This window comes from Flintibacter muris, assembly GCF_943192995.1.
GTDB classification, from domain to species: Bacteria; Bacillota; Clostridia; order Oscillospirales; family Oscillospiraceae; genus Lawsonibacter; species Lawsonibacter muris.
In genome coordinates this window covers 12,016-30,199 of the sequence record NZ_CALPCP010000029.1, presented here as the reverse complement: position 1 = coordinate 30,199, position 18,184 = coordinate 12,016, and the positions used below count along the sequence as shown (strand labels likewise).

Sequence of the window (18,184 nt, the reverse complement as noted above, 5' to 3'; positions counted from 1 at the left end):
TGTGCGTATTTTAATCAAGGGCGGGACCATTGTAACCGCCAGCGAAGAATTTCAGGGTGATGTTCTGGTGGAGGGAGAGACCATTCGGGCCGTAGGGCAGCACCTGAACCTCCCCGCCGATCAGGTAATTGATGCTGCGGGCAAGTATGTGCTGCCCGGCGGCGTGGACCAGCACACCCACTTCTCCGCTCTGTGCAACGTGGGGGACCAGGACACCGCAGGCTATGAGACCACCGACGCCGTTGTGGTGGGCGGGACCACCACCGTTGTGGACTATGCCCCCCAGGACCCCAAGACGGGATTGCTGGACTCCATCGACTACCGCATCAACGTCCGGGCCAAGGACAAAGCCTGTGTGGACTTTGCCCTGCACGGCATGGTAACGGAGATCATGGACAGCATGTTTGACGAGATCGCCCAATTTCCCGAGAAGGGGATTTCCAGCATCAAGATTTTTATGGCCTACAACGGCTCTCCTCTCCTTGTAGATGATGGGACCTTCTTCCGTATTCTGGAGTGCAGCCGCAAGGCGGGGGTCACCGTGTTCGTCCATGCGGAAAATGGTGAGATCCTGGATTTCCTGCGTCGTCAGTGCGTGAAGAACGGGCAGACCACCCCTCACTATCACTATGTCTCCCGCCCGCCCTTCACTGAGGCGGAGGCGGTACGCCGGGCTATCTACCTGGCGGGGCAGACGGATACCCCTCTGTACATCGCTCACATGACCTGCCGCCCGGCTCTGGAAGCGCTGCTCCAGGCCAAGGGGACGGGACAGCGGGTATACGGAGAGACCTGTACCCACTATCTGACTACCACCAAAGAGGTGCTGGACAACCCAGACTTCGATGAAGCGGCAAAGTTTGTCTGTTCCCCTGCCCTGCGGGACCAGGAGGACTGCGACGCACTGTGGGCAGCGCTGAACAGCGGGTTGCTCAATGCAGTAGTCTCCGATCACTGCGGGATCGATGTGGCCAATCTGAAGCAGGTGGGGCGGAACGATTTTACTCAGATTCCCAACGGCGCCCCCGGCGCGGCAGACCGGATGCATATGATTTGGACAGAGGGTGTGGCCAAGGGCCGCATCTCCCGGCAGAAGTTTGTGGAGATCACGGCCACCCAGCCTGCCAAGATCAACGGTATCTACCCCCGGAAGGGCCACATCGCCGTGGGCTGTGACGCTGACCTGGTCATCCTGGACCCGGATTACCGGGGAGTGATCCATCTGGAGGACAATCCCAACGGGGTGGACTATAACATCTACGAGGGCCGGGAACAGCTGGGCCGGGTGGAGACGGTGCTGCTCCGGGGCCGAGTGGTGGTCCGGGACGCTCAATTTGTGGGAGAGTACGGCCAGGGGCAGTTCATCCCTGCAAAGATGTACGGCTCCTGCTACGAAAACAGAGGCTGACGTAGTTCGTATTGACTCTTTCAGTGGTGTGGATCAAATTGATGCAGCAGAGGAGGGAAAAACTAGAGGCTTGTCCGCGCTGCAAAACATCAGAGTCTTACAAAAAGTGTATCAAGTAAAGGAGGAACTATTGCATGGAAACCACATTTGGAGTATTATGTTTAATACCGCCTATTTTGGCCATCGTCCTCGCCCTGATCACCAAACAGACCATCCTCTCCCTGCTGATTGCCACCTGGGTGGGCTCCACCATCATTAACGGATGGAATCCGCTGGTGGGCTTTGTGAAAATTATCTCTGATTATGTCATGCCTTCTATCAGCGGAAACGCCTCCCTTCTGGTGCTGGTCACCCTGTCCGGCGGACTGATCGCCATGCTACGCAATACCGGCGCGGCTGAGGCATTTGCCAACCGGGTGACCAAGGTGATCAATACGGCCAAGAAGGGCCAGATCGTCACCTGCTTGAGCGCGTTTATCTTCTGCTACACAGAGCCCTGCCTGATGCTGGGCACCATTATGCGCCCCGTTACCGACACTGTGCGGGTGTCCCGGGCTAAGCTGTCCTACATTCTGGACTCCATGGGCTGTAACCTGGCCTGCTTTTCCCCCATCAGCAGCTACGGTCCTTTTATTACCGGCCTGATTGCTGCGGAGCTTCTGGCTGCCGGGGTGGAGGCCAGCGAGTGGGGCATCTGGCTGAATATGCTGCCCTTCAATTTGTACAGCCTCTTTGCCATGGTCACAGTGGTTGTGGTCGCCGCGTTTGGCCTGAACTTCGGTCCCATGCGCACCGAGGAGGAGCGGGCTCTGAAAACTGGCAAGCTGCTGGGCGACGGTGTGGACCCCCTGGTCCCCGAGGTAAAGAATGTGCTGCCCGAGGGCTACGAGCTGTCCATCTGGAACTTCATCGTCCCCATGGCCGCCCTGTTCATCTCTCTGTTTGCCACCATCTTCTGGAGCGGCGATTTGGCTAACAACGGCTTGGTGGGCTGTTTCCGTTCTGCTAACATCACTCTGGCAATCTGCATGGCCTTCCTGGGCGGCGGTATCGGCGCCGGCATCATGGGCATTGCCACCGGATTGTTTAAGCTCCTCAAAGCCTTTGATACCTTCATTGATGGTATGATTGAGCTGATTAACGTCCCTTTCATTTTGATTGCCGCCTGGTCTCTGGGCACCATCGTCAAATCCATGGGCACAGGCGACTTCATGGTGGGAATTGTGCAGCAGTACCTTACTCCCGGTCTGGTTCCCGCCCTGGTGTTCCTGTTCGGCGCCTTCATCTCCTTCGCTACCGGTTCCTCCTGGGGCGTGTGGTCCATCATGATGCCTATCGCCTTCCCCATGGCCGTTGCCTTCAAGTTGCCCATGGCCTATGTGGTGGGCTCCGTCATCGCCGGCGGCATGTTCGGCGACCAGTGCTCCCCCATCTCCGATACCACCGTTCTCTCCTCCACCGGCGGCTCCTGCAACCACATTGTCCACGTTATGACGCAGTTGCCTTACGGACTTACAGTAGGCGCATCCGCTTTCGTAGGTTTCCTGTTCGGAGGACTGACCGGCCAATACATGCTTTCCATTGCCGTGACCGCTGTAGTCCTCTATGCGGCTATGTTCGTTATGACGAAGGTGGACAGTGCCCGGGCCGTGAAAGCGGTCTGATGTTACGGACTTATTTTGCACAAGCGGGAGATTGATATGAAAAAAATTGACAAGCTGGTTACTGCCCCTCATTTTTATACCATGGAAGGAGAAGGGGTCGGCTATCGCACCGCCTCTGCCATGGCTATCAACTGCGGCAAGATTTTAGAGGTCGGCCCTGTGGAGTACATGCTGAAGGAGTACGCCCCCCAGGAAATCATCGACCTGCCCCACCACATGGTCCTGCCCGGTTTGATCGATGGCCATATGCACACCGCCTGCAACATCATGCGCGGTTTGGCTCAGGACACCAACAACTGGATGATGTTCGGCCTGCAGCCCTTTGACAACGCCGTCACTGACGAGGAGCGGGACGCGGGCAGCCGGGTGGCCGTTCTGGAGGCCATCCGGGCGGGCACCACCACCCTGGGCGACTATGAGTCAAAGATGGATAATGTGTGCAGCTTCATCGAAAAGGTGGGGGCCAGAGGCAATATTGCCCAGACCATCCGAGCCGCCAAACGGCGGGTCTATCAGCCGGGCGAGCTCTATGAGTTCGACGACGAGATGGGCGAGGAGAGCCTCCAGCGCAACATCCAGCTCTACGACAAGTGGCACAACCAAGCGGGGGGCCGGATCAAGATTCTGTTCGGGCCCCAGGGAGCGGATTTTGTCAGTCCCGAAATGCTCCTGAAGATTCAGAAAATCGTCAAAGAGCGCAGGACCAAAATCCATATGCACGTTCAGCAGGGCGACCGGGAGACCTATCAGATCGAAAAGCGCTACGGGAAGCGGCCCACCGCGTTTTTGGATGAGTTGGGCTATCTGGACTCCTCCCTGATTGCTGTCCATCTCACCGACTGCACCGACGAGGAGGCCGCCCACATTGCCCGTAAAGGTGCCTCCATGATCGTCAACCCCGGCTCCATCGGCATCATTGACGGCATCGTTTGTCCCAGCGTGGCCTTCCAAGAGGCGGGCGGCTATGTGGCTTTGGGCTCCGACCAGGCCCCGGGCAACAACTGCCACAATATCATCAACGAGATGAAAAATGTGGCGCTGTTCAACAAAATCAAGTATGGCAATCCAGAAGTCATGCCCGCCTGGCGGGCCCTGCGGATGGCCACCATTGAGGGAGCCCAGGCTATCGGTTTGGGGGACAGCGTGGGCTCTCTGGAGCCAGGCAAGCAGGCGGACTTTATCGCGATTGACCTGAATTGTCCCTCCATGCTGCCGGTCTATACCTATCCCATGCGCAACATGATCCCCAATCTGGTCTACAGTGCCAGAGGTCCCGAGGTCGCGCTGGTGGCAGTGGACGGCGAGATTATCATGCGTGATGGCGTATTTACAAAGGTGGATCAGCAGGAATACCTCTCCGCCATTCCCCAGTATCCGGATGAAATCGGCCACAGGGCCGCAGAGGAATTTTTCCAAATTGACGGCACCAACGCCCGTTTTATGCGGGAAGGGAAACTATAACCTTACTGCCAACCTTTCTTCACATGGGGCGCTCCGGGAACCGACAAGGCCCCGGGGCGTCCCAAATAATGTAGGTGATACTTATGGGGCGCCCCTCTGAAACTCTAAAATCCAACGTACGACTGTTGTTGGTACTGGCCTGGCCCGCCATCACAGAGCAGCTGCTACTGACCATGACCAACTATGTGGATACGGCCATGATCGGAGCCTTGAGCACTGACGCCACCGCTGCCGTAGCCATCAATTCCACGCCGGTCTTCTTTATTGTGGGACTTTTGACCGCAGTGGGGGTGGGGTACTCCGTTCAGATTGCCCACAGTCTGGGGGCTCGACAGGAACAGCTGGCCCGTAATATTACCCGGCAGGCCCTGCTGGGTTCGTTGATATCAGGGACTGTTATTATGCTGGTCACCCTTATACTGGCGCCTTGGGTTCCAAGGTTGCTGGGTGCAGATTCGGTTATCTTAGGCGATGCCCAAAAATATCTGTTTTTCTATGCCCTGGGCATTCCGTTCCAGACTGCCTTGGCGGTTTTTTCTGCGGTGCTCCGGTGCGCAGGAGATACCAAAACCCCCTTACAGCTGAACGCAGGTGCCAATATACTCAATGTTATCCTAAACTTCTTTCTGATTTTTCCAAACCGCACGGTCCAAATTGGAGAGCGTACCCTGCATATCTGGGGGGCGGGATGGGGCGCAGCAGGGGCGGCAGGGGCAACCGCTTTTTCTGCCAGTCTGATGGGATTCTGCTGCATTTTGCTGCTGTTCCGCCGCTCGGGTCCAGTGAATCTGGAACTGAAAACCCCTTATCGCCCGGATTTTGCCATTATTCGACAGGCTGTCCATTTGGGAATCCCGGCAGCACTGGAGCGGGGGGCCATTTGCAGTGGCCAACTGCTAATTACCAGAATGGTGGCTTCCCTGGGGAATGTGGCTCTGGCCGCCAACCATGTGGCGGTGACGGCGGAGGCTATCAGCTATCTGCCCGCTACGGGGGTGTCTTTTGCTGCTACTACCCTGGTAGGGCAGGCTTACGGGGCCGGGGAGTATCCTCTGGCCCGGCAATTTGGTAAAATCTCCGGTTGGATTGGCCTGCTGTCAGGGGGAGCAGCGGGAATAATTTTGTTTTTGTGCGCCAATCCCCTTGCTGGTATCTTTTCTCCAGATTCTGATGTCATAAAACTAGCAGCTGATATGCTGCGGATCGTAGCTGTCTCTGAGCCATTGTTCGGCCTCTCTATCGTATTGTCCGGTGTAATGCGGGGTGCGGGCAATACCCAGCTGCCCTTCCTGGTGGTGCTGAGCGGCATGTGGGGCGTGCGGGTCATCCTAACATCTGTCCTACTGTTTTATGCCCATATGGAGCTGGCCGGCGTATGGGTGGCTATGGTCGCTGACCTGATGTTCCGCGGCGTTTTGTGTGAAAATCTCACAAAACAACTTCTAAAAAAATTGGTATAGCTGTAATTCATGACCTACAGAAAGATAGTATTGGCTCCGCTTCAGCGAAATTATTCGGACCATATCCCTTAATTATAGAGCATCTATAAAGCGCTATTATTTTCAAAAAGGATGCGAAAACAATAATATGACTAATTTGGGGAGGAAAAACAATTATGAGTAAAGTTTTGCAGACTGTCTCCAACATCGGCATTATCCCCGTCATCGCTTTCAACAGCACGGAGGAGGCGGTTCCCCTGTGCAAAGCCCTGGTGGCCGGGGGCCTGCCCGCCGCCGAGGTCACCTTCCGCACCGCCTGCGCCGAGGAGTGCATCCGCACCATCGCCAGGGAGGTCCCCGAGATGCTGCTGGGCGCGGGCACCGTGCTCACCATCGACCAGGCCGACCAGGCCATGGCCGCCGGCGCCAAGTTCATCGTGGCCCCCGGCTACGACCCCAAGGTCACCCAGCACGTCATCGACAAGGGCGGCATCATGATGCCCGGCACCGCCACCGCCGGCGAGATGCAGCAGGCCATGAACCAGGGCTGCGAGATCGTGAAGTACTTCCCCGCCGAGGCCAACGGCGGCGTGGCCATGCTGAAGAACATCGGTGCGGCCCTGAAGACCTGCAAGTGGATGTGCACCGGCGGCGTCAATTCCAAAAACGTCAACGACTACCTGGGCTACCCCCAGATCGTGGCTGTGGGCGGCACCTGGATGTGCAAGAGCGACATGATCAAGGCCGGCGAGTGGGACAAGATCACCGCTCTGTGCAAGGAGGCCGTCAAAACCATGCTGGGCTTCTCCCTGGCCCATGTGGGCATCAACTGCGAGAACGAGGTGGAGGCCCAGCGGGCCGCCAAGACCCTATGCACCTTCTTTGGCTTCGACTACAAGCCGGGCAACAGCTCCATTTTCGCCGGCAACGCCGTGGAGTGCATGAAGGCCCCCTACCTGGGCAAAAACGGCCACATCGCCATCGGCACCAACAACCTGGACCGGGCCGTCTACCACCTGGGCCGCCAGGGCGTGGAGTTCGACGAGTCCACCCGCAAGCCCAAGGCCATCTACCTCAAGGGCGAGGTGGGCGGCTTCGCCATCCATCTGGTAGAGAAGTAAGGAGGAAAAATTTATGGCTAAAGTAGTAACCTTCGGTGAGCTGATGCTCCGGCTCCAGCCCTACAACTACGAGCGGTTTGTCCAGTGCGACCACGTAGAGTTCACCTTTGGCGGCGGCGAGGCCAACGTGGCCGTCTCCCTGGCCAACTACGGCATGGACGTGGCCTACGTCACCAAGCTCCCCGCCCACGCCATCGGCCAGGCGGCGGTCAACTCCCTGCGGCGCTACGGCGTGGACACCTCTATGATCGTCCGGGGCGGTGACCGCGTGGGCATCTACTTCAACGAGAAGGGCGCCTCCCAGCGGGGCAGCGTCTGCATCTACGACCGGGCCCACTCCGCCATCCAGGAGGCTTCCACCGCCGACTTCGACTGGGACAAGATCTTCGACGGCGTGGAGTGGTTCCACTTCACCGGCATCACCCCGGCCCTGGGCCCCAACGTGGTGGACATCTGCCGGGAGGCCTGCCAGGCCGCCAAGGCCAAGGGCATCAAGATCAGCTGCGACCTGAACTACCGGGGCAAGCTGTGGACCCGGGCCCAGGCCCGTGAGGCCATGACCGACCTGTGCCAGTACGTGGATGTGTGCATCTCCAACGAGGAGGACGCCAAGGACGTGTTCGGCATTGAGGCCGAGGCCACCGACATCACCGGCGGCTCCCTGAACCATGAGGGCTACAAGTCCGTGGCCAAGCAGCTGGCCGACAAGTTCGGGTTTGAGATGGTGGCCATCACCCTGCGGGAGTCCCACTCCGCCTTTGACAACGGCTGGTCCGCCATGCTGTACAACGTGGCCAAGGACGAGTACTGCTTCTCCAAGAAGTACGACCTGCACATCATCGACCGGGTAGGCGGCGGCGACTCCTTCGGCGGCGGTCTGATCTACTCCCTGATGAACGGCAAGGACACCCAGGCGGCGGTGGAGTTCGCCGTGGCGGCCTCCGCCCTGAAGCACTCCATCGAGGGGGACTACAACATGGTCACCGTGGCCGAGGTGGAGAAGCTGGCCGGCGGCGACGGCTCCGGCAGAATCCAGCGGTAACATTTTAACTAATTCCCGCCCCCTTCGGGGCGGGAATCTTTAAAAAGGAGGCACCTTATGGAACATTCCAACCCGCTTCTGACCTCCAGCTTCGCCCCCCGGTTTATTACCTTCGGAGATCATGCTCCGCCTGACGCCCCTCAATTACGACAAGATTCGAGTGGCCAACATTGCCCTGGCCAACCTAGAGGTAGTAGCGTCATCTCCAAAACTCACTGAGCAAAAGCGTCGTGCGGATGCTCCGTTTCAACGATGTCCACTGCACTCTGGCAATTCTCTCCATCCGGGAGGAAACTCCCACCCACCGCTTGGGCATCTACTTTCTGGAGATAGGCTATGATATCTGTCTCAGCAAATTGAACTATTGCTATGGCGACCGGGTTCGGTTTACCAGCGCCCAGGGCACTGCGTGGACCCCCTACGGCCGCGCCGGCGGCGGCGCAAATCCCTAGGACTTCTACGCCCATCAAGAACCGCTGGGAGACCTTTCTCTCTGGACAGCCCTGGCGCAGAAGAATTACGATGTTGGATTTCTGTTCCAACGACACGGCTATACAACAACGAGGAAAAGGTTGTCTACAGCATGTCCACGGACACCTTTGACCCAGAGCAAATCTGCCCCAAAGGACAGATTATAATCTTTCTCTATCGGGCTTTTGCAGGATAATGAAGGTTGAGTACCCATAATCCACTGACCGTGTCTTTGCGAACAAAAAACACCCTATGAAATGTAGGTAACCGGCTATGACACGAAAAAACAGAACACTCCTGATTTTCCAGTACCTGTGGATGTATACGGGCGAGGAATATACAGTATCTTTGGAACAGATCAAAGACTTTTTGGAAACCTATAGCTTGCCCCGTCCTGATTCCCGCACTATTAAGGCCGACATAGACCAGCTTATCGAGTTCGGTTTGGACATCATCATTGACCGTAAAGTGCAAAATCAATATTTTATCGGTTCCCGTCACTTTGACACAGCAGAGGTCAAACTGCTGATTGATGCCGTTCAGTCCTCCCGATTTATCACGCCCCAAAAAAGCAAGGTTTTGATCCACAAACTGGGCATGTTCATAGAGCCGCAGCAAAAAAAGCTCTTGAAACGCCAGCTTTACATAGATCATCGAACTAAGTCGACCAACGAATCTGTGATTCTAATCGTGGATCACCTCTATACTGCCATTATCGAGCGAAAAAAGGTCACATTCCAATACTTCGACTACACGCCGGAGAAAAAGAAAGTCCACCGACATGGCGGGCAGTTCTATACAGTATCCCCCTATGCTATGCTCTGGAACAACGACCAATATTACATGGTGGGTTACTCCGAGGCGAGAGGGCTGGTCGCCACCTATCGGGTGGACAGGATTAGTCACCTGACCGTGACGGACGAGCCGACGCAGGAGCGTCCAGCAGATTTCACCGTCTCCGACTACTTCGGACAGACCTTTTCCATGTATCTCGGTGAGGAAGCCGAGGTAGAGCTACTGTGCAAGAACGCCCTGATGGGCAGTATTATTGATCGTTTCGGAGAGGATGTTGCCGTTCAGGTGGTGGATGGAGAGCATTTCAAGGTAAATGCCACCGTCGCTTTGAGCAACAACTTCTATGGCTGGGTGTTTGCCTCTGGTGGGAAGATGCGGATACTAAGCCCAGAAAAGGCGGTGGAAGATTTCAGGGCCATCATTGATAATTTCTCGATATAAACTCGTATATCAGCAAACTTTTCGGGAGGTGGACACTCAGATGCTCACCTCCCTTCTGCTCTATTGCCTTTCGTATCCAGCCATGCTATACTTTTTCTATCAAGGACAGATTGTATCGGATAGAACGGAGGGAACTCTATGCGTCACAAAGACCCGGAATTGATGAAACGAATACTGACATTTGCGGAGGATTTCTACTTTGAGAAGGGGCGCTCCCCTAGTACATCGGAGATCGGCAAGGCCATAGGTATTGCCAAGGGGACCGCCCACCGCTATCTTGTCGAGATGAGCGAGAAGGGCCATATCGACTATGATGGGAAAAGCATTGAGACCGATAAAATCCGCCGTCTGTCGCCTACTTCTTGCGCAAAGATATTTACTGGCGCTATCCCTTGCGGCTCCTTAGAAACGGTGGAGGCGTCCGCCGACGAATACGCGAAACTGCCAACCACTATTTTTGGTTTCGGTGACTTCTATATCATTCGTACTACTGGAGACTCTATGATAAACGCGGGGATAGAGTCTGGCGATCTAGTAGTGGTAGAGAAGCGGTGCGATGCAAAACCGGGCGAAATTATAGTTGCACTCCACGAAAATGCTAACACACTGAAACGGCTGGGCTATGACAAAAATTGGAAGTACTGCAAGCTCATTCCGGAAAACGACAGAATGGAGCCGATCTATGTCAGGGATGTTGTCATCCAGGGTGTGGCAAAGTTTATCATCAAAGCGCTGTGAGTCGCTTTGCCTGAAAAGATGAACAGGAGGCGACCTAAAATGGGCTACTTGTCTCGGAATGACCTTGAAAGAATAGCAACTCGTATTTTCAATGATTATAAACATTTACCCGGCCTTATGAGTCAGCAGGTTGATTACGTTGACCCGGAAATCCTGGCCTGCGGGCTTTTCGGCTTCCATATTGACTATTTTCATTTGTCAAAAGACGGACTAACCCTTAGAATGACCGCATTTAAGGAGGTTGCTGTTGAAATCTACAACGATAGTAAGCAACCCTGCTTATACTACCTTGACGTAAAAACTCTCCTGATAGAAACGGATCTAAAGAATAATCCGACTCTATATGGAAGATATCATTTCACCATGGCGCACGAAACAGCGCATCAAATCTTAGCTGGCCTATATCCGACCGATAGGGTGACCCAAAATCGTGTTATCCATTACCGGGGGCATAGTCCACAACATCCCATCCGCGATTGGAGTGAATGGCAGGCCGATAATCTGGCATCTGCACTTCTGCTCCCCATTGAGATCGTATATGGGGCACTCCATAGATTTGACTTAGAGCATGGCATCGACATATTGAGCAAAGTATACCGGCCCAAGGAATACGGGCAGTTCTGCGAAATGGCGGAGTTCCTTGGTGTTTCGAAACAAGCAATGTCTATCAGGCTGAAAAGACTTAGCCTGCTGAAAAAGGACTATTTGCAAAATCCCTATGTGCTGGTTGACGTTGAGAAGGAGGATGATGAAGGATGGCTGAATCTATGAATATTGCCGTCAGGTGCCCCGAATGTAACTGGCGTGTGATGGACAAAATATCGCCTACAACAGGAAAAATCGAAATTAAGTGCCCTCACTGTCATAAGATTGTGGAGGTCGATCTGGCTCTTCGCCGGAAGGTATTATACCGGCGAGTCGGTTAGCTTCAGATATCACAAACACAAAGGATAAAGTGACAACAGAATAAGGTCTAAGAGTACCGAGCAACGGGTCATCGTGCCATAAGGCCGATAGTCACCAAATGGCCGGACATTAGGAATGCGAGGGGTGACACCCCTCTTATTCCTAATGCCCGGTCTTTTTTGTTGCCGCTCCAGAAATGGAGTAAGGAATGGATCTGTTTGCTTGGCAGGCGGCACTTTGCCACTATCCGTAATCACCTGAATTTTTAGCTCTTAAAAATCCGAAAATTCAAGGAGATTACTGATGAAAACCACATATTTGATAAACAAAATACAGCCGGACGGCAGTGTGCGCCTTTGCGTTGCATCCTCTGCTGAGTGGATGGCTATTGTGAAGGGAAACAAGAAGATTCCAACAGAGCAACGGCGATATTTTATTCTGGACTACATAGCGGATGGAGATAATTTGGACTGCATGGTTATCGAAACATCTTTGGAGGAGTATCGGAGTTGGGATAGAAGCAGATCCGCAGAAAAAAGAAACCGGTGTGCTAAACAGAAATTCCAGCATCTCTCCCTCAATACTCCCCTGAACGACTCTGAGAATTCTGAAACCTTGTTGGATATGATTTCGGCAGACGAACAGGTCGAATCTATGGTCTGTGACTCGATCATGATAGACGAATTAAAAAAAACGCTGGCGGACTGGAAGCCTTGGGCAAACGACATGCTAGAAATGTATTTAAACGGTCAAAAACGGGCCTGCACGGATATTCTTGCCCGAAAGTATGGTGTCTCATCCCAGATAATTCGCAAGTACAAACGTCAGTTCGAGAAATTTATAAAAATTTTTTGGAGAGATGTTTCGTTTTGACCTCTGATTTATCCAGTAAGAGAGGTGAGGGAATAAATTCTCTCGTGTATTTTGAAAATTAAATATCCGGCAACTGGAATACGTTCCCTGACGGTCCGTGTGAGAAACGGAAAGCGATGTGGAGGATGCGCCAAGACCACCTGTAGCGACAAGGAATTGCAGTGAATTTTCTTATCTGTTATAAAAGACGGCCAAATAAGGTGCCCAGCGGTTCCCATCCATCCCAAAACAGCCCTGGCAAGCTGTTTCGCAATGACCCCGTCAGAACTGATACTCCTGCCCAGCCACAGCCCTGCTACGCAGGATCACGCAATGGGGGCAGCTCGGAGAGATCCTCGGAGGGGTGAGATTCCCGTGATGTGCGCCAGCACAGTTCCAGACTGCCGCCCAGGGCTCGGGAAGTAGTGTCGAATAGAGCCAATTGAAGATAAATGTCAGAAACGGTGGGAGCCGTACTTTCAAAACAGACAGCACAAGTATGCTTTTTCGTATCGGGGAGTACGGCCCCATTTTTGATTTCGGAAGCCACGGGGATCGGCTTTGATCAAAGTCGGTCTCCGTGTTTCTGGACTCAAATTGATTACGACGAGGAGGGTATACCATGACAACAAAGGAACTACGGGATAACGTCACGTTTCTCTCTGCCCTGCGGATGCTGGAACGCATGACGGAGCGGGAGCTCCTGACTCCAGCGGAGGCGGAACGGGCCAAGGACGAGCTGAAACGGCGGTTTCGGCCCACCCTGATCGCCGCCTGAAACCGCCATCTAATATGCTTGGTTTGACCGGCTGTTTTTGGTTGGTATTGGTGAATAGCTGTTTCAAAAAACTTGTGATATCGTGTGTCTCGGAAAGGAGGTCAAAAAAGATATGGCACAGACAAACACAGCAGCCGAAATGCGTCCGAGGATCACCGTCATTGACCCCAGAAAGCCCGAGACAGCAAAACTCCGGGTCGCGGCATACGCCAGAGTCAGCAGTGACTCGGCGGATCAGCTCAACTCCTACATGGCCCAGGTGGATTTTTACACCAAGTTCATCGCTTCCAAGAAGGAGTGGGAGCTGGTGGATATCTACGCCGACGAGGGCCTGTCCGGACTGGAGGCTCGGAAACGGGAGGAGTTCAACCGCATGATCGCGGACTGCCGGGATGGGAAAATCGACCGGGTGCTGGTCAAGTCCACCTCCCGCTTCGCCCGGAACACCACGGACTACATCCGGTATGTGCGGGAACTGCTCCGGCTGGGTATCTCCATCTGTTTCGAGAAGGAGAACATCGACACCGGGAAGATGACCACCGAGCAGATCGCCCAGATCTACGGTGCCTTCTCCCAGATGGAGTCCACCAACCACTCCAACAATATGCGGGTCAGTGTCCGGATGCGGATGGAAAAAGGGATCTTTGTCCCGCCGACCTCACCCTACGGGTACCGGCTGGCGGGGCGGGATCTGGAGATCATCCCCGAGGAGGCGGAAGTTGTCCGGTACATCTACAGCGCCTACCTCAAAGGCCAGGGGACGGCGGATATCGCCCATGAGCTGAATGAACTGGGCGCCATCAGGGGCCATGGCCGGGAGGGGTGGCATCCCAACACAGTGCAGTACATTCTGACCAACATCTCCTACACCGGCAATATGCTCTGGCAAAAGAGCTTTGCAACCGACACCATCCCCTTCCGGCAGGTGCTGAACCGGGGGCAGAAGCCAAAATACTTTGCCGAGAACTGCCACCTGCCCATCGTGTCCCGAGAGGACTTCCAGCGAGTTCAGAACCTGATGTCCCTTCGCCGGGAACAGTTTGTCGGGGATGCTCCCACGCCGGAGGCGTCGGTCTACAGCAAGCACATCGTCTGCGGGGACTGCGGTTCCATCTGCCGCAGGAAGGTCACCAATAGCAAAACCTACTGGGTCTGTTGGAATCATGATGCCGCCAAATCCAACTGCCCCGTCCCCCAGGTGCCGGAGGAGGAGATCACAGCGGCCCTGCTTCGGCTCTACCACAAGCTGAAAAGAGACGGCGGCAAAATCCTGGCCACCGTCCTGGAGCAGCTCCGGGAACTGCGGGAGCGGGAACTCCGCTCCAACCGGAAAATCAGAGATATTGACAAAGAAATCGCCCATCTGTCTGAGCAGAATCTCGTACTGGTTCGACTGAAGTCGAAGGGGTACGTTGATCCTGCTCTTTATTTATCCCAGCAGGGCGAGATCGAGCAGAAGCTGAGGACGCTGAGAAGGCTGCGCCGGCGTATCCTGGACTCCACCAGTGAGGACGCCCAGATCCAGAACACCGAGATCATGCTGGACTGTCTGGAGGATGGCCCCCGGTGGCTGGACGGCCCCAGCCCTGAGCTGTTCGAGTCGCTGGTCCGGCGGATCGTGATAGTCTCAGCGGACACCCTGAAATTCACCCTGCTCAACGGCCTGGAGCTGACAGAGCGGATCGGAAAGGCGGTGCGGTAATGGCATGGCAGCGAAAAACGCCCTTCGGCTACATGGTGCGGGACGGCGAGACAGTCCCCTGCCCTGCGGAGGCTGACGCGGTTCAGGACATCTTCACCCGCTACCTGGCAGGGGCTACCTATAACGAGATTGCAGAAAGGATGAGCAGAGGGAACACCCCCTATCATCAGCATACCAGCCAGTGGAACAAGCACATGATCAAACGGATTTTAGAGAATGGGAAATACCTGGGGACGGACATCTACTCCCGGATCATCAGCGATGACGAGTTCCTTGCGGTTCAGCTCCAGAAAAAAGACAGGACTGACTTCGCCCCCTGCCCCGCTGGACTAAAACCAATCCGTGAAAAAGCTGTATGTGCAGTATGCGGTGGCGGGATCAAACGGGACACCAAGTCCCATGGCCAATCCCGCTGGGTCTGCCCGGATTGCGGAGCCATCGTCCGTATTAGCGATGAAACCGTCCAGAGGCTGGTATCCCAGCAGCTCCGCCAGCTGGCAGACACCCCCGACCTGCTGATGCCGCCCCCCACCCCGGAGGCTGCCCCCTCCGCAGACGCCCTGCGCATTCAGAATGAGCTGAACCTGTGCTTCAACCGCCAGGACATCAACCCCGACTACATGAAAACGCTGATTTTCGCCGCCGCTGCGGAACAGTACGCCGTCCTGCCGGATCTCACGCCGGTCCATGACATGGAAGTGCTTCGGGAGCGGCTGAAGACCGGCTGTGTCAATGACAGCGACCTTCAGGAACTGCTGGCGAAAGCGGTAAAGGCTATCCGAATTGGCGGACAGGATTACATAGAACTGGAGCTGACCAATGGAACGATGATAGGAAAGGAACAACGTGTATGAATACAGCCGTTCAACAGCCCCCTCAGCGGCGGGTCACCGTGATCCCCGCCAATCCCCAGCTCACAGAGCGTGATATCCGCAAGAAGCATCTCCGGGTGGCCCCCTACTGCCGGGTGTCCACCGACAGCGAGGAGCAGCTCAACAGCTACAACGCCCAGATCGCCTACTATACCGAGAAGATCGCCGCTACCCCGGAGTGGACCATGGTCCGCCTGTACGCCGACGAGGGCACTACCGGCACGTCCATGAAGCGGCGCAAGGAGTTTTTGAAGATGCTCCGGGACTGCGACCGTGGCAAGATTGACCTGGTCATCACCAAATCCGTGTCCCGCTTCGGGCGCAACACCCTGGACGGCCTGGATACCGTCCGGAAGCTGAAGCGGAAAGGGATCGGCGTCTTCTTCGAGAAGGAAAATGTCAACACCCTCTACATGGACAACGAGATGATCCTCACCTTTATGATGAGCCAGGCTCAGGCGGAGAGCGAGTCCCTCAGCGGTAACGTGAAGTGGGGCCACCGGAAGAATTTCAAGGACGGCAAGGTCTACTACCACTACGCCAGCTTCCTCGGCTACCGCAAGGGGCCGGACGGTCTGCCGGAGATCGATCCCGATGAGGCGGCTATCGTCCGCAGGATCTTCTCCCGATACCTGCTGGGCCAGAGCGTCCGCCAGATCTGCCGGGACCTGATGGCGGACGGCGTCAAGACCGCCCAGGGAAGCGATTCCTGGCACGACAGTGTGGTGCGGAAGATGCTGCAAAATGAGAAGTATATTGGCGATGCCCTGCTCCAGAAGACCTTTATGGCGGACCTCTTCACCCATGAACAGAGGAAGAACATGGGGGAGCTGCCCCAATACTACGTCCATGAGTGCCACCCCGCCATCATCGACCGGGACACCTTCCAGCGGGTACAGGAGGAGCTGGCGCGGCGCTCCAGCCTGCGAAAGACCTCATCCAAGACCAAGACGGAGCTGGGCAAATACTGCGGCAAGTATGTCCTCAGCGAACTGCTGGTCTGCGGCGAGTGCGGCAGCCCCTACCGCCGGGTAGTGTGGAGCCGGCCCGAAGGCAAGCGGATCGTCTGGCGGTGCATCAACCGGCTGGAGCATGGGAAGAAAGTCTGCAAGAAGTCCCCCACCTGGAACGAGGCGGACATCCACGCCGCCGTCATCGCCGCCATGAACGAGCTGTTCCACGCCCAGACCGCAAGAGAGGCGCTGGAGGCCAGCATCACCGCCGCTCTCGCCGGGGAGGACGGAGAGCTGTCCCTGCCGGCACTGGAGGCGAAGATCCGCAGCCTGCAGGAGCGTCAGCTGGAGCTGTTCCAGCTGGCGGTGAGCGCCGGCCCCGACTGCCTGGACTATGACGAGGAGATCCAGCGGGTCAACGTAGCAAAGACCTCCCTGATGGCAAAGAAGGCGGAGCTGGAGCGTGAGGGCCGCACCGCTGCCGCATTCGACCAAAGGATGGAGGAGATCACCAGAGAGCTGGAGCAGACCGCTGGAGCGATCACGGAGTTTGACGAGATCACTGTCCGCCAGCTGGTCAGCAACATCAAGGTGGTCAGCAAGGACACCCTGCTCATCTGCTTCAAGGACGGGACGGAGATCACCCAGACCATGGAGAACATCGGGAGGGTAAGCGCATAAGCATCTATATCACCGGCGACACCCACGGCGGCTTCCAGCGGTTCGCCACCGATAACTTTCCCCAGCAGAAGCAGATGGGCCGCGGCGACTATGTGATCATCACCGGCGATTTCGGGGGCGTGTGGGACAATTCCCCCAGGGAGACATACTGGCTCGATTGGCTGGAGGAAAAACCGTTTACCACCCTCTTTGTGGACGGGAACCACGAAAACTTCGACAGGCTCGGTGAACTTCCTGTCCATCAGTGTCAGGGCGGAAAAGTCCACTATATCCGGCCCCATGTGCTTCACCTGATGCGCGGGCAGGTCTTCGAGATCGGCGGGGTGACCTTCTTCACCATGGGCGGCGCTGCCTCCCACGACATCCAGGACGGCATCCTCGATCCGGAATCCCCAGACTTTGAGCAGGAATATTGGTTCAAGCGCCGGACACGGCAGATGTTCCGGGTGAAGGGAGTCTCCTGGTGGCCCCAGGAACTGCCGTCTGAGGGGGAATATGAGGAGGCTGTCAGGAACCTGGAAAGGGTCAACTGGAGGGTAGACTGCATTCTGACTCACTGCGCCCCCACCAGCATCCAGCAGAAACTGGATCGAAGCTACACCCCGGACCGGCTGACGGATTTCCTCCAGATGGTCAAGCGGCGGTGCCAATTCGATTGCTGGTTCCTGGGCCACTACCACCGGAACTGTGTGGCAGATGACCGCTTCATCGTTCAATGGGAGCAGATGGTGGAACTGCAATGGGAGTAACAACAGAATGACCCAATACCGCTAAGGCGCAAGCCCTCGGAACGATCCGAGGGCTTGCTCGTTGGCGATTTCAAATCCCAGAGAATAAAAACAGGCGCACCCGCGCCGGAA

16 protein-coding genes are annotated in these 18,184 nt (G+C 55.8%); all 16 read left to right on the top strand.

Translation table 11 applies throughout. The features are described 5' to 3' along the window. The first annotated feature begins 1 nt into the window (after position 1). The 16 genes from hydA (at position 2) to NFS22_RS17110 (ending at position 18,073) form a co-directional block, all read left to right on the top strand. Positions 2-1,408, top strand: coding sequence for a dihydropyrimidinase (gene hydA, locus NFS22_RS17185; RefSeq protein WP_251318933.1), 1,407 nt, complete (start codon positions 2-4; stop codon positions 1,406-1,408). A gap of 134 nt (positions 1,409-1,542) precedes the next feature. Continuing rightward, positions 1,543-3,072, top strand: a complete 1,530-nt coding sequence (locus NFS22_RS17180; protein WP_251318932.1) for a Na+/H+ antiporter NhaC family protein — start codon at positions 1,543-1,545, stop codon at positions 3,070-3,072. Between the two features lie 36 nt (positions 3,073-3,108). Then, positions 3,109-4,533 carry an amidohydrolase family protein gene (locus NFS22_RS17175; protein WP_251318931.1) on the top strand — a complete coding sequence of 475 codons (1,425 nt, stop codon included), beginning with the start codon at positions 3,109-3,111 and terminating at the stop codon, positions 4,531-4,533. Positions 4,534-4,616: 83 nt separating this feature from the next. Then, a complete protein-coding gene (locus NFS22_RS17170; protein WP_251318930.1) occupies positions 4,617-5,993 on the top strand; it encodes an MATE family efflux transporter in 1,377 nt (458 codons plus the stop codon). A 155-nt stretch (positions 5,994-6,148) separates the two neighbouring features. Continuing rightward, entirely contained in the window at positions 6,149-7,093 is a 945-nt protein-coding gene (gene eda, locus NFS22_RS17165) for a bifunctional 4-hydroxy-2-oxoglutarate aldolase/2-dehydro-3-deoxy-phosphogluconate aldolase (RefSeq protein WP_251318929.1), read from the top strand. 13 nt (positions 7,094-7,106) lie between these two features. Further along, positions 7,107-8,135 carry a sugar kinase gene (locus NFS22_RS17160; RefSeq protein ID WP_251318928.1) on the top strand — a complete coding sequence of 343 codons (1,029 nt, stop codon included), beginning with the start codon at positions 7,107-7,109 and terminating at the stop codon, positions 8,133-8,135. A 236-nt stretch (positions 8,136-8,371) separates the two neighbouring features. Continuing rightward, on the top strand, positions 8,372-8,587 hold the full coding sequence (locus NFS22_RS17155) for a hypothetical protein (RefSeq protein WP_251318927.1): 216 nt from the start codon (positions 8,372-8,374) through the stop codon (positions 8,585-8,587). Positions 8,588-8,879: 292 nt separating this feature from the next. Further along, on the top strand, positions 8,880-9,842 hold the full coding sequence (locus tag NFS22_RS17150; protein WP_251318926.1) for a helix-turn-helix transcriptional regulator: 963 nt from the start codon (positions 8,880-8,882) through the stop codon (positions 9,840-9,842). 138 nt (positions 9,843-9,980) lie between these two features. Next, the gene (locus NFS22_RS17145; protein WP_251318925.1) at positions 9,981-10,580 is read left to right on the top strand and encodes a LexA family protein; all 600 of its coding nucleotides are present in this window, start codon (positions 9,981-9,983) and stop codon (positions 10,578-10,580) included. A 39-nt stretch (positions 10,581-10,619) separates the two neighbouring features. Next, positions 10,620-11,351, top strand: a complete 732-nt coding sequence (locus tag NFS22_RS17140) for an ImmA/IrrE family metallo-endopeptidase (protein WP_251318924.1) — start codon at positions 10,620-10,622, stop codon at positions 11,349-11,351. Between the two features lie 438 nt (positions 11,352-11,789). Continuing rightward, the gene (locus NFS22_RS17135; RefSeq protein WP_251318923.1) at positions 11,790-12,359 is read left to right on the top strand and encodes a hypothetical protein; all 570 of its coding nucleotides are present in this window, start codon (positions 11,790-11,792) and stop codon (positions 12,357-12,359) included. Positions 12,360-12,960: 601 nt separating this feature from the next. Beyond that, positions 12,961-13,116 (top strand): SHOCT domain-containing protein, encoded by a 156-nt coding sequence (locus NFS22_RS17130; RefSeq protein ID WP_251318922.1) that lies wholly within the window; start codon positions 12,961-12,963, stop codon positions 13,114-13,116. Positions 13,117-13,228: 112 nt separating this feature from the next. Continuing rightward, entirely contained in the window at positions 13,229-14,818 is a 1,590-nt protein-coding gene (locus NFS22_RS17125; protein ID WP_251318921.1) for a recombinase family protein, read from the top strand. Continuing rightward, a complete protein-coding gene (locus tag NFS22_RS17120) occupies positions 14,818-15,672 on the top strand; it encodes a recombinase family protein (RefSeq protein WP_251318920.1) in 855 nt (284 codons plus the stop codon). The genes NFS22_RS17125 and NFS22_RS17120 overlap by 1 nt, the downstream gene beginning before the upstream one ends. Further along, on the top strand, positions 15,669-17,324 hold the full coding sequence (locus tag NFS22_RS17115) for a recombinase family protein (RefSeq protein ID WP_251318919.1): 1,656 nt from the start codon (positions 15,669-15,671) through the stop codon (positions 17,322-17,324). Before NFS22_RS17120 ends, NFS22_RS17115 begins: the two co-directional genes overlap by 4 nt. Further along, positions 17,321-18,073: a metallophosphoesterase family protein gene (locus NFS22_RS17110; protein ID WP_251318945.1), complete on the top strand. Its 753-nt coding sequence runs from the start codon at positions 17,321-17,323 to the stop codon at positions 18,071-18,073. The genes NFS22_RS17115 and NFS22_RS17110 overlap by 4 nt, the downstream gene beginning before the upstream one ends. Positions 18,074-18,184: the final 111 nt, after the last annotated feature.

Excerpts from the sequence above, each read along its gene's own strand:
- NFS22_RS17160 (WP_251318928.1), top strand. The coding sequence starts at position 7,107 with ATGGCTAAAGTAGTAACCTTCGGTGAGCTGATGCTCCGGCTCCAGCCC.
- NFS22_RS17125 (WP_251318921.1), top strand. The coding sequence starts at position 13,229 with ATGGCACAGACAAACACAGCAGCCGAAATGCGTCCGAGGATCACCGTC.
- NFS22_RS17170 (WP_251318930.1), top strand. The coding sequence starts at position 4,617 with ATGGGGCGCCCCTCTGAAACTCTAAAATCCAACGTACGACTGTTGTTG.
- NFS22_RS17120 (WP_251318920.1), top strand. The coding sequence starts at position 14,818 with ATGGCATGGCAGCGAAAAACGCCCTTCGGCTACATGGTGCGGGACGGC.
- NFS22_RS17135 (WP_251318923.1), top strand. The coding sequence starts at position 11,790 with ATGAAAACCACATATTTGATAAACAAAATACAGCCGGACGGCAGTGTG.
- NFS22_RS17150 (WP_251318926.1), top strand. The coding sequence starts at position 8,880 with ATGACACGAAAAAACAGAACACTCCTGATTTTCCAGTACCTGTGGATG.
- NFS22_RS17155 (WP_251318927.1), top strand. The coding sequence starts at position 8,372 with ATGCTCCGTTTCAACGATGTCCACTGCACTCTGGCAATTCTCTCCATC.
- NFS22_RS17175 (WP_251318931.1), top strand. The coding sequence starts at position 3,109 with ATGAAAAAAATTGACAAGCTGGTTACTGCCCCTCATTTTTATACCATG.
- NFS22_RS17145 (WP_251318925.1), top strand. The coding sequence starts at position 9,981 with ATGCGTCACAAAGACCCGGAATTGATGAAACGAATACTGACATTTGCG.
- NFS22_RS17130 (WP_251318922.1), top strand. The coding sequence starts at position 12,961 with ATGACAACAAAGGAACTACGGGATAACGTCACGTTTCTCTCTGCCCTG.
- eda (WP_251318929.1), top strand. The coding sequence starts at position 6,149 with ATGAGTAAAGTTTTGCAGACTGTCTCCAACATCGGCATTATCCCCGTC.
- NFS22_RS17115 (WP_251318919.1), top strand. The coding sequence starts at position 15,669 with ATGAATACAGCCGTTCAACAGCCCCCTCAGCGGCGGGTCACCGTGATC.
- NFS22_RS17140 (WP_251318924.1), top strand. The coding sequence starts at position 10,620 with ATGGGCTACTTGTCTCGGAATGACCTTGAAAGAATAGCAACTCGTATT.
- NFS22_RS17180 (WP_251318932.1), top strand. The coding sequence starts at position 1,543 with ATGGAAACCACATTTGGAGTATTATGTTTAATACCGCCTATTTTGGCC.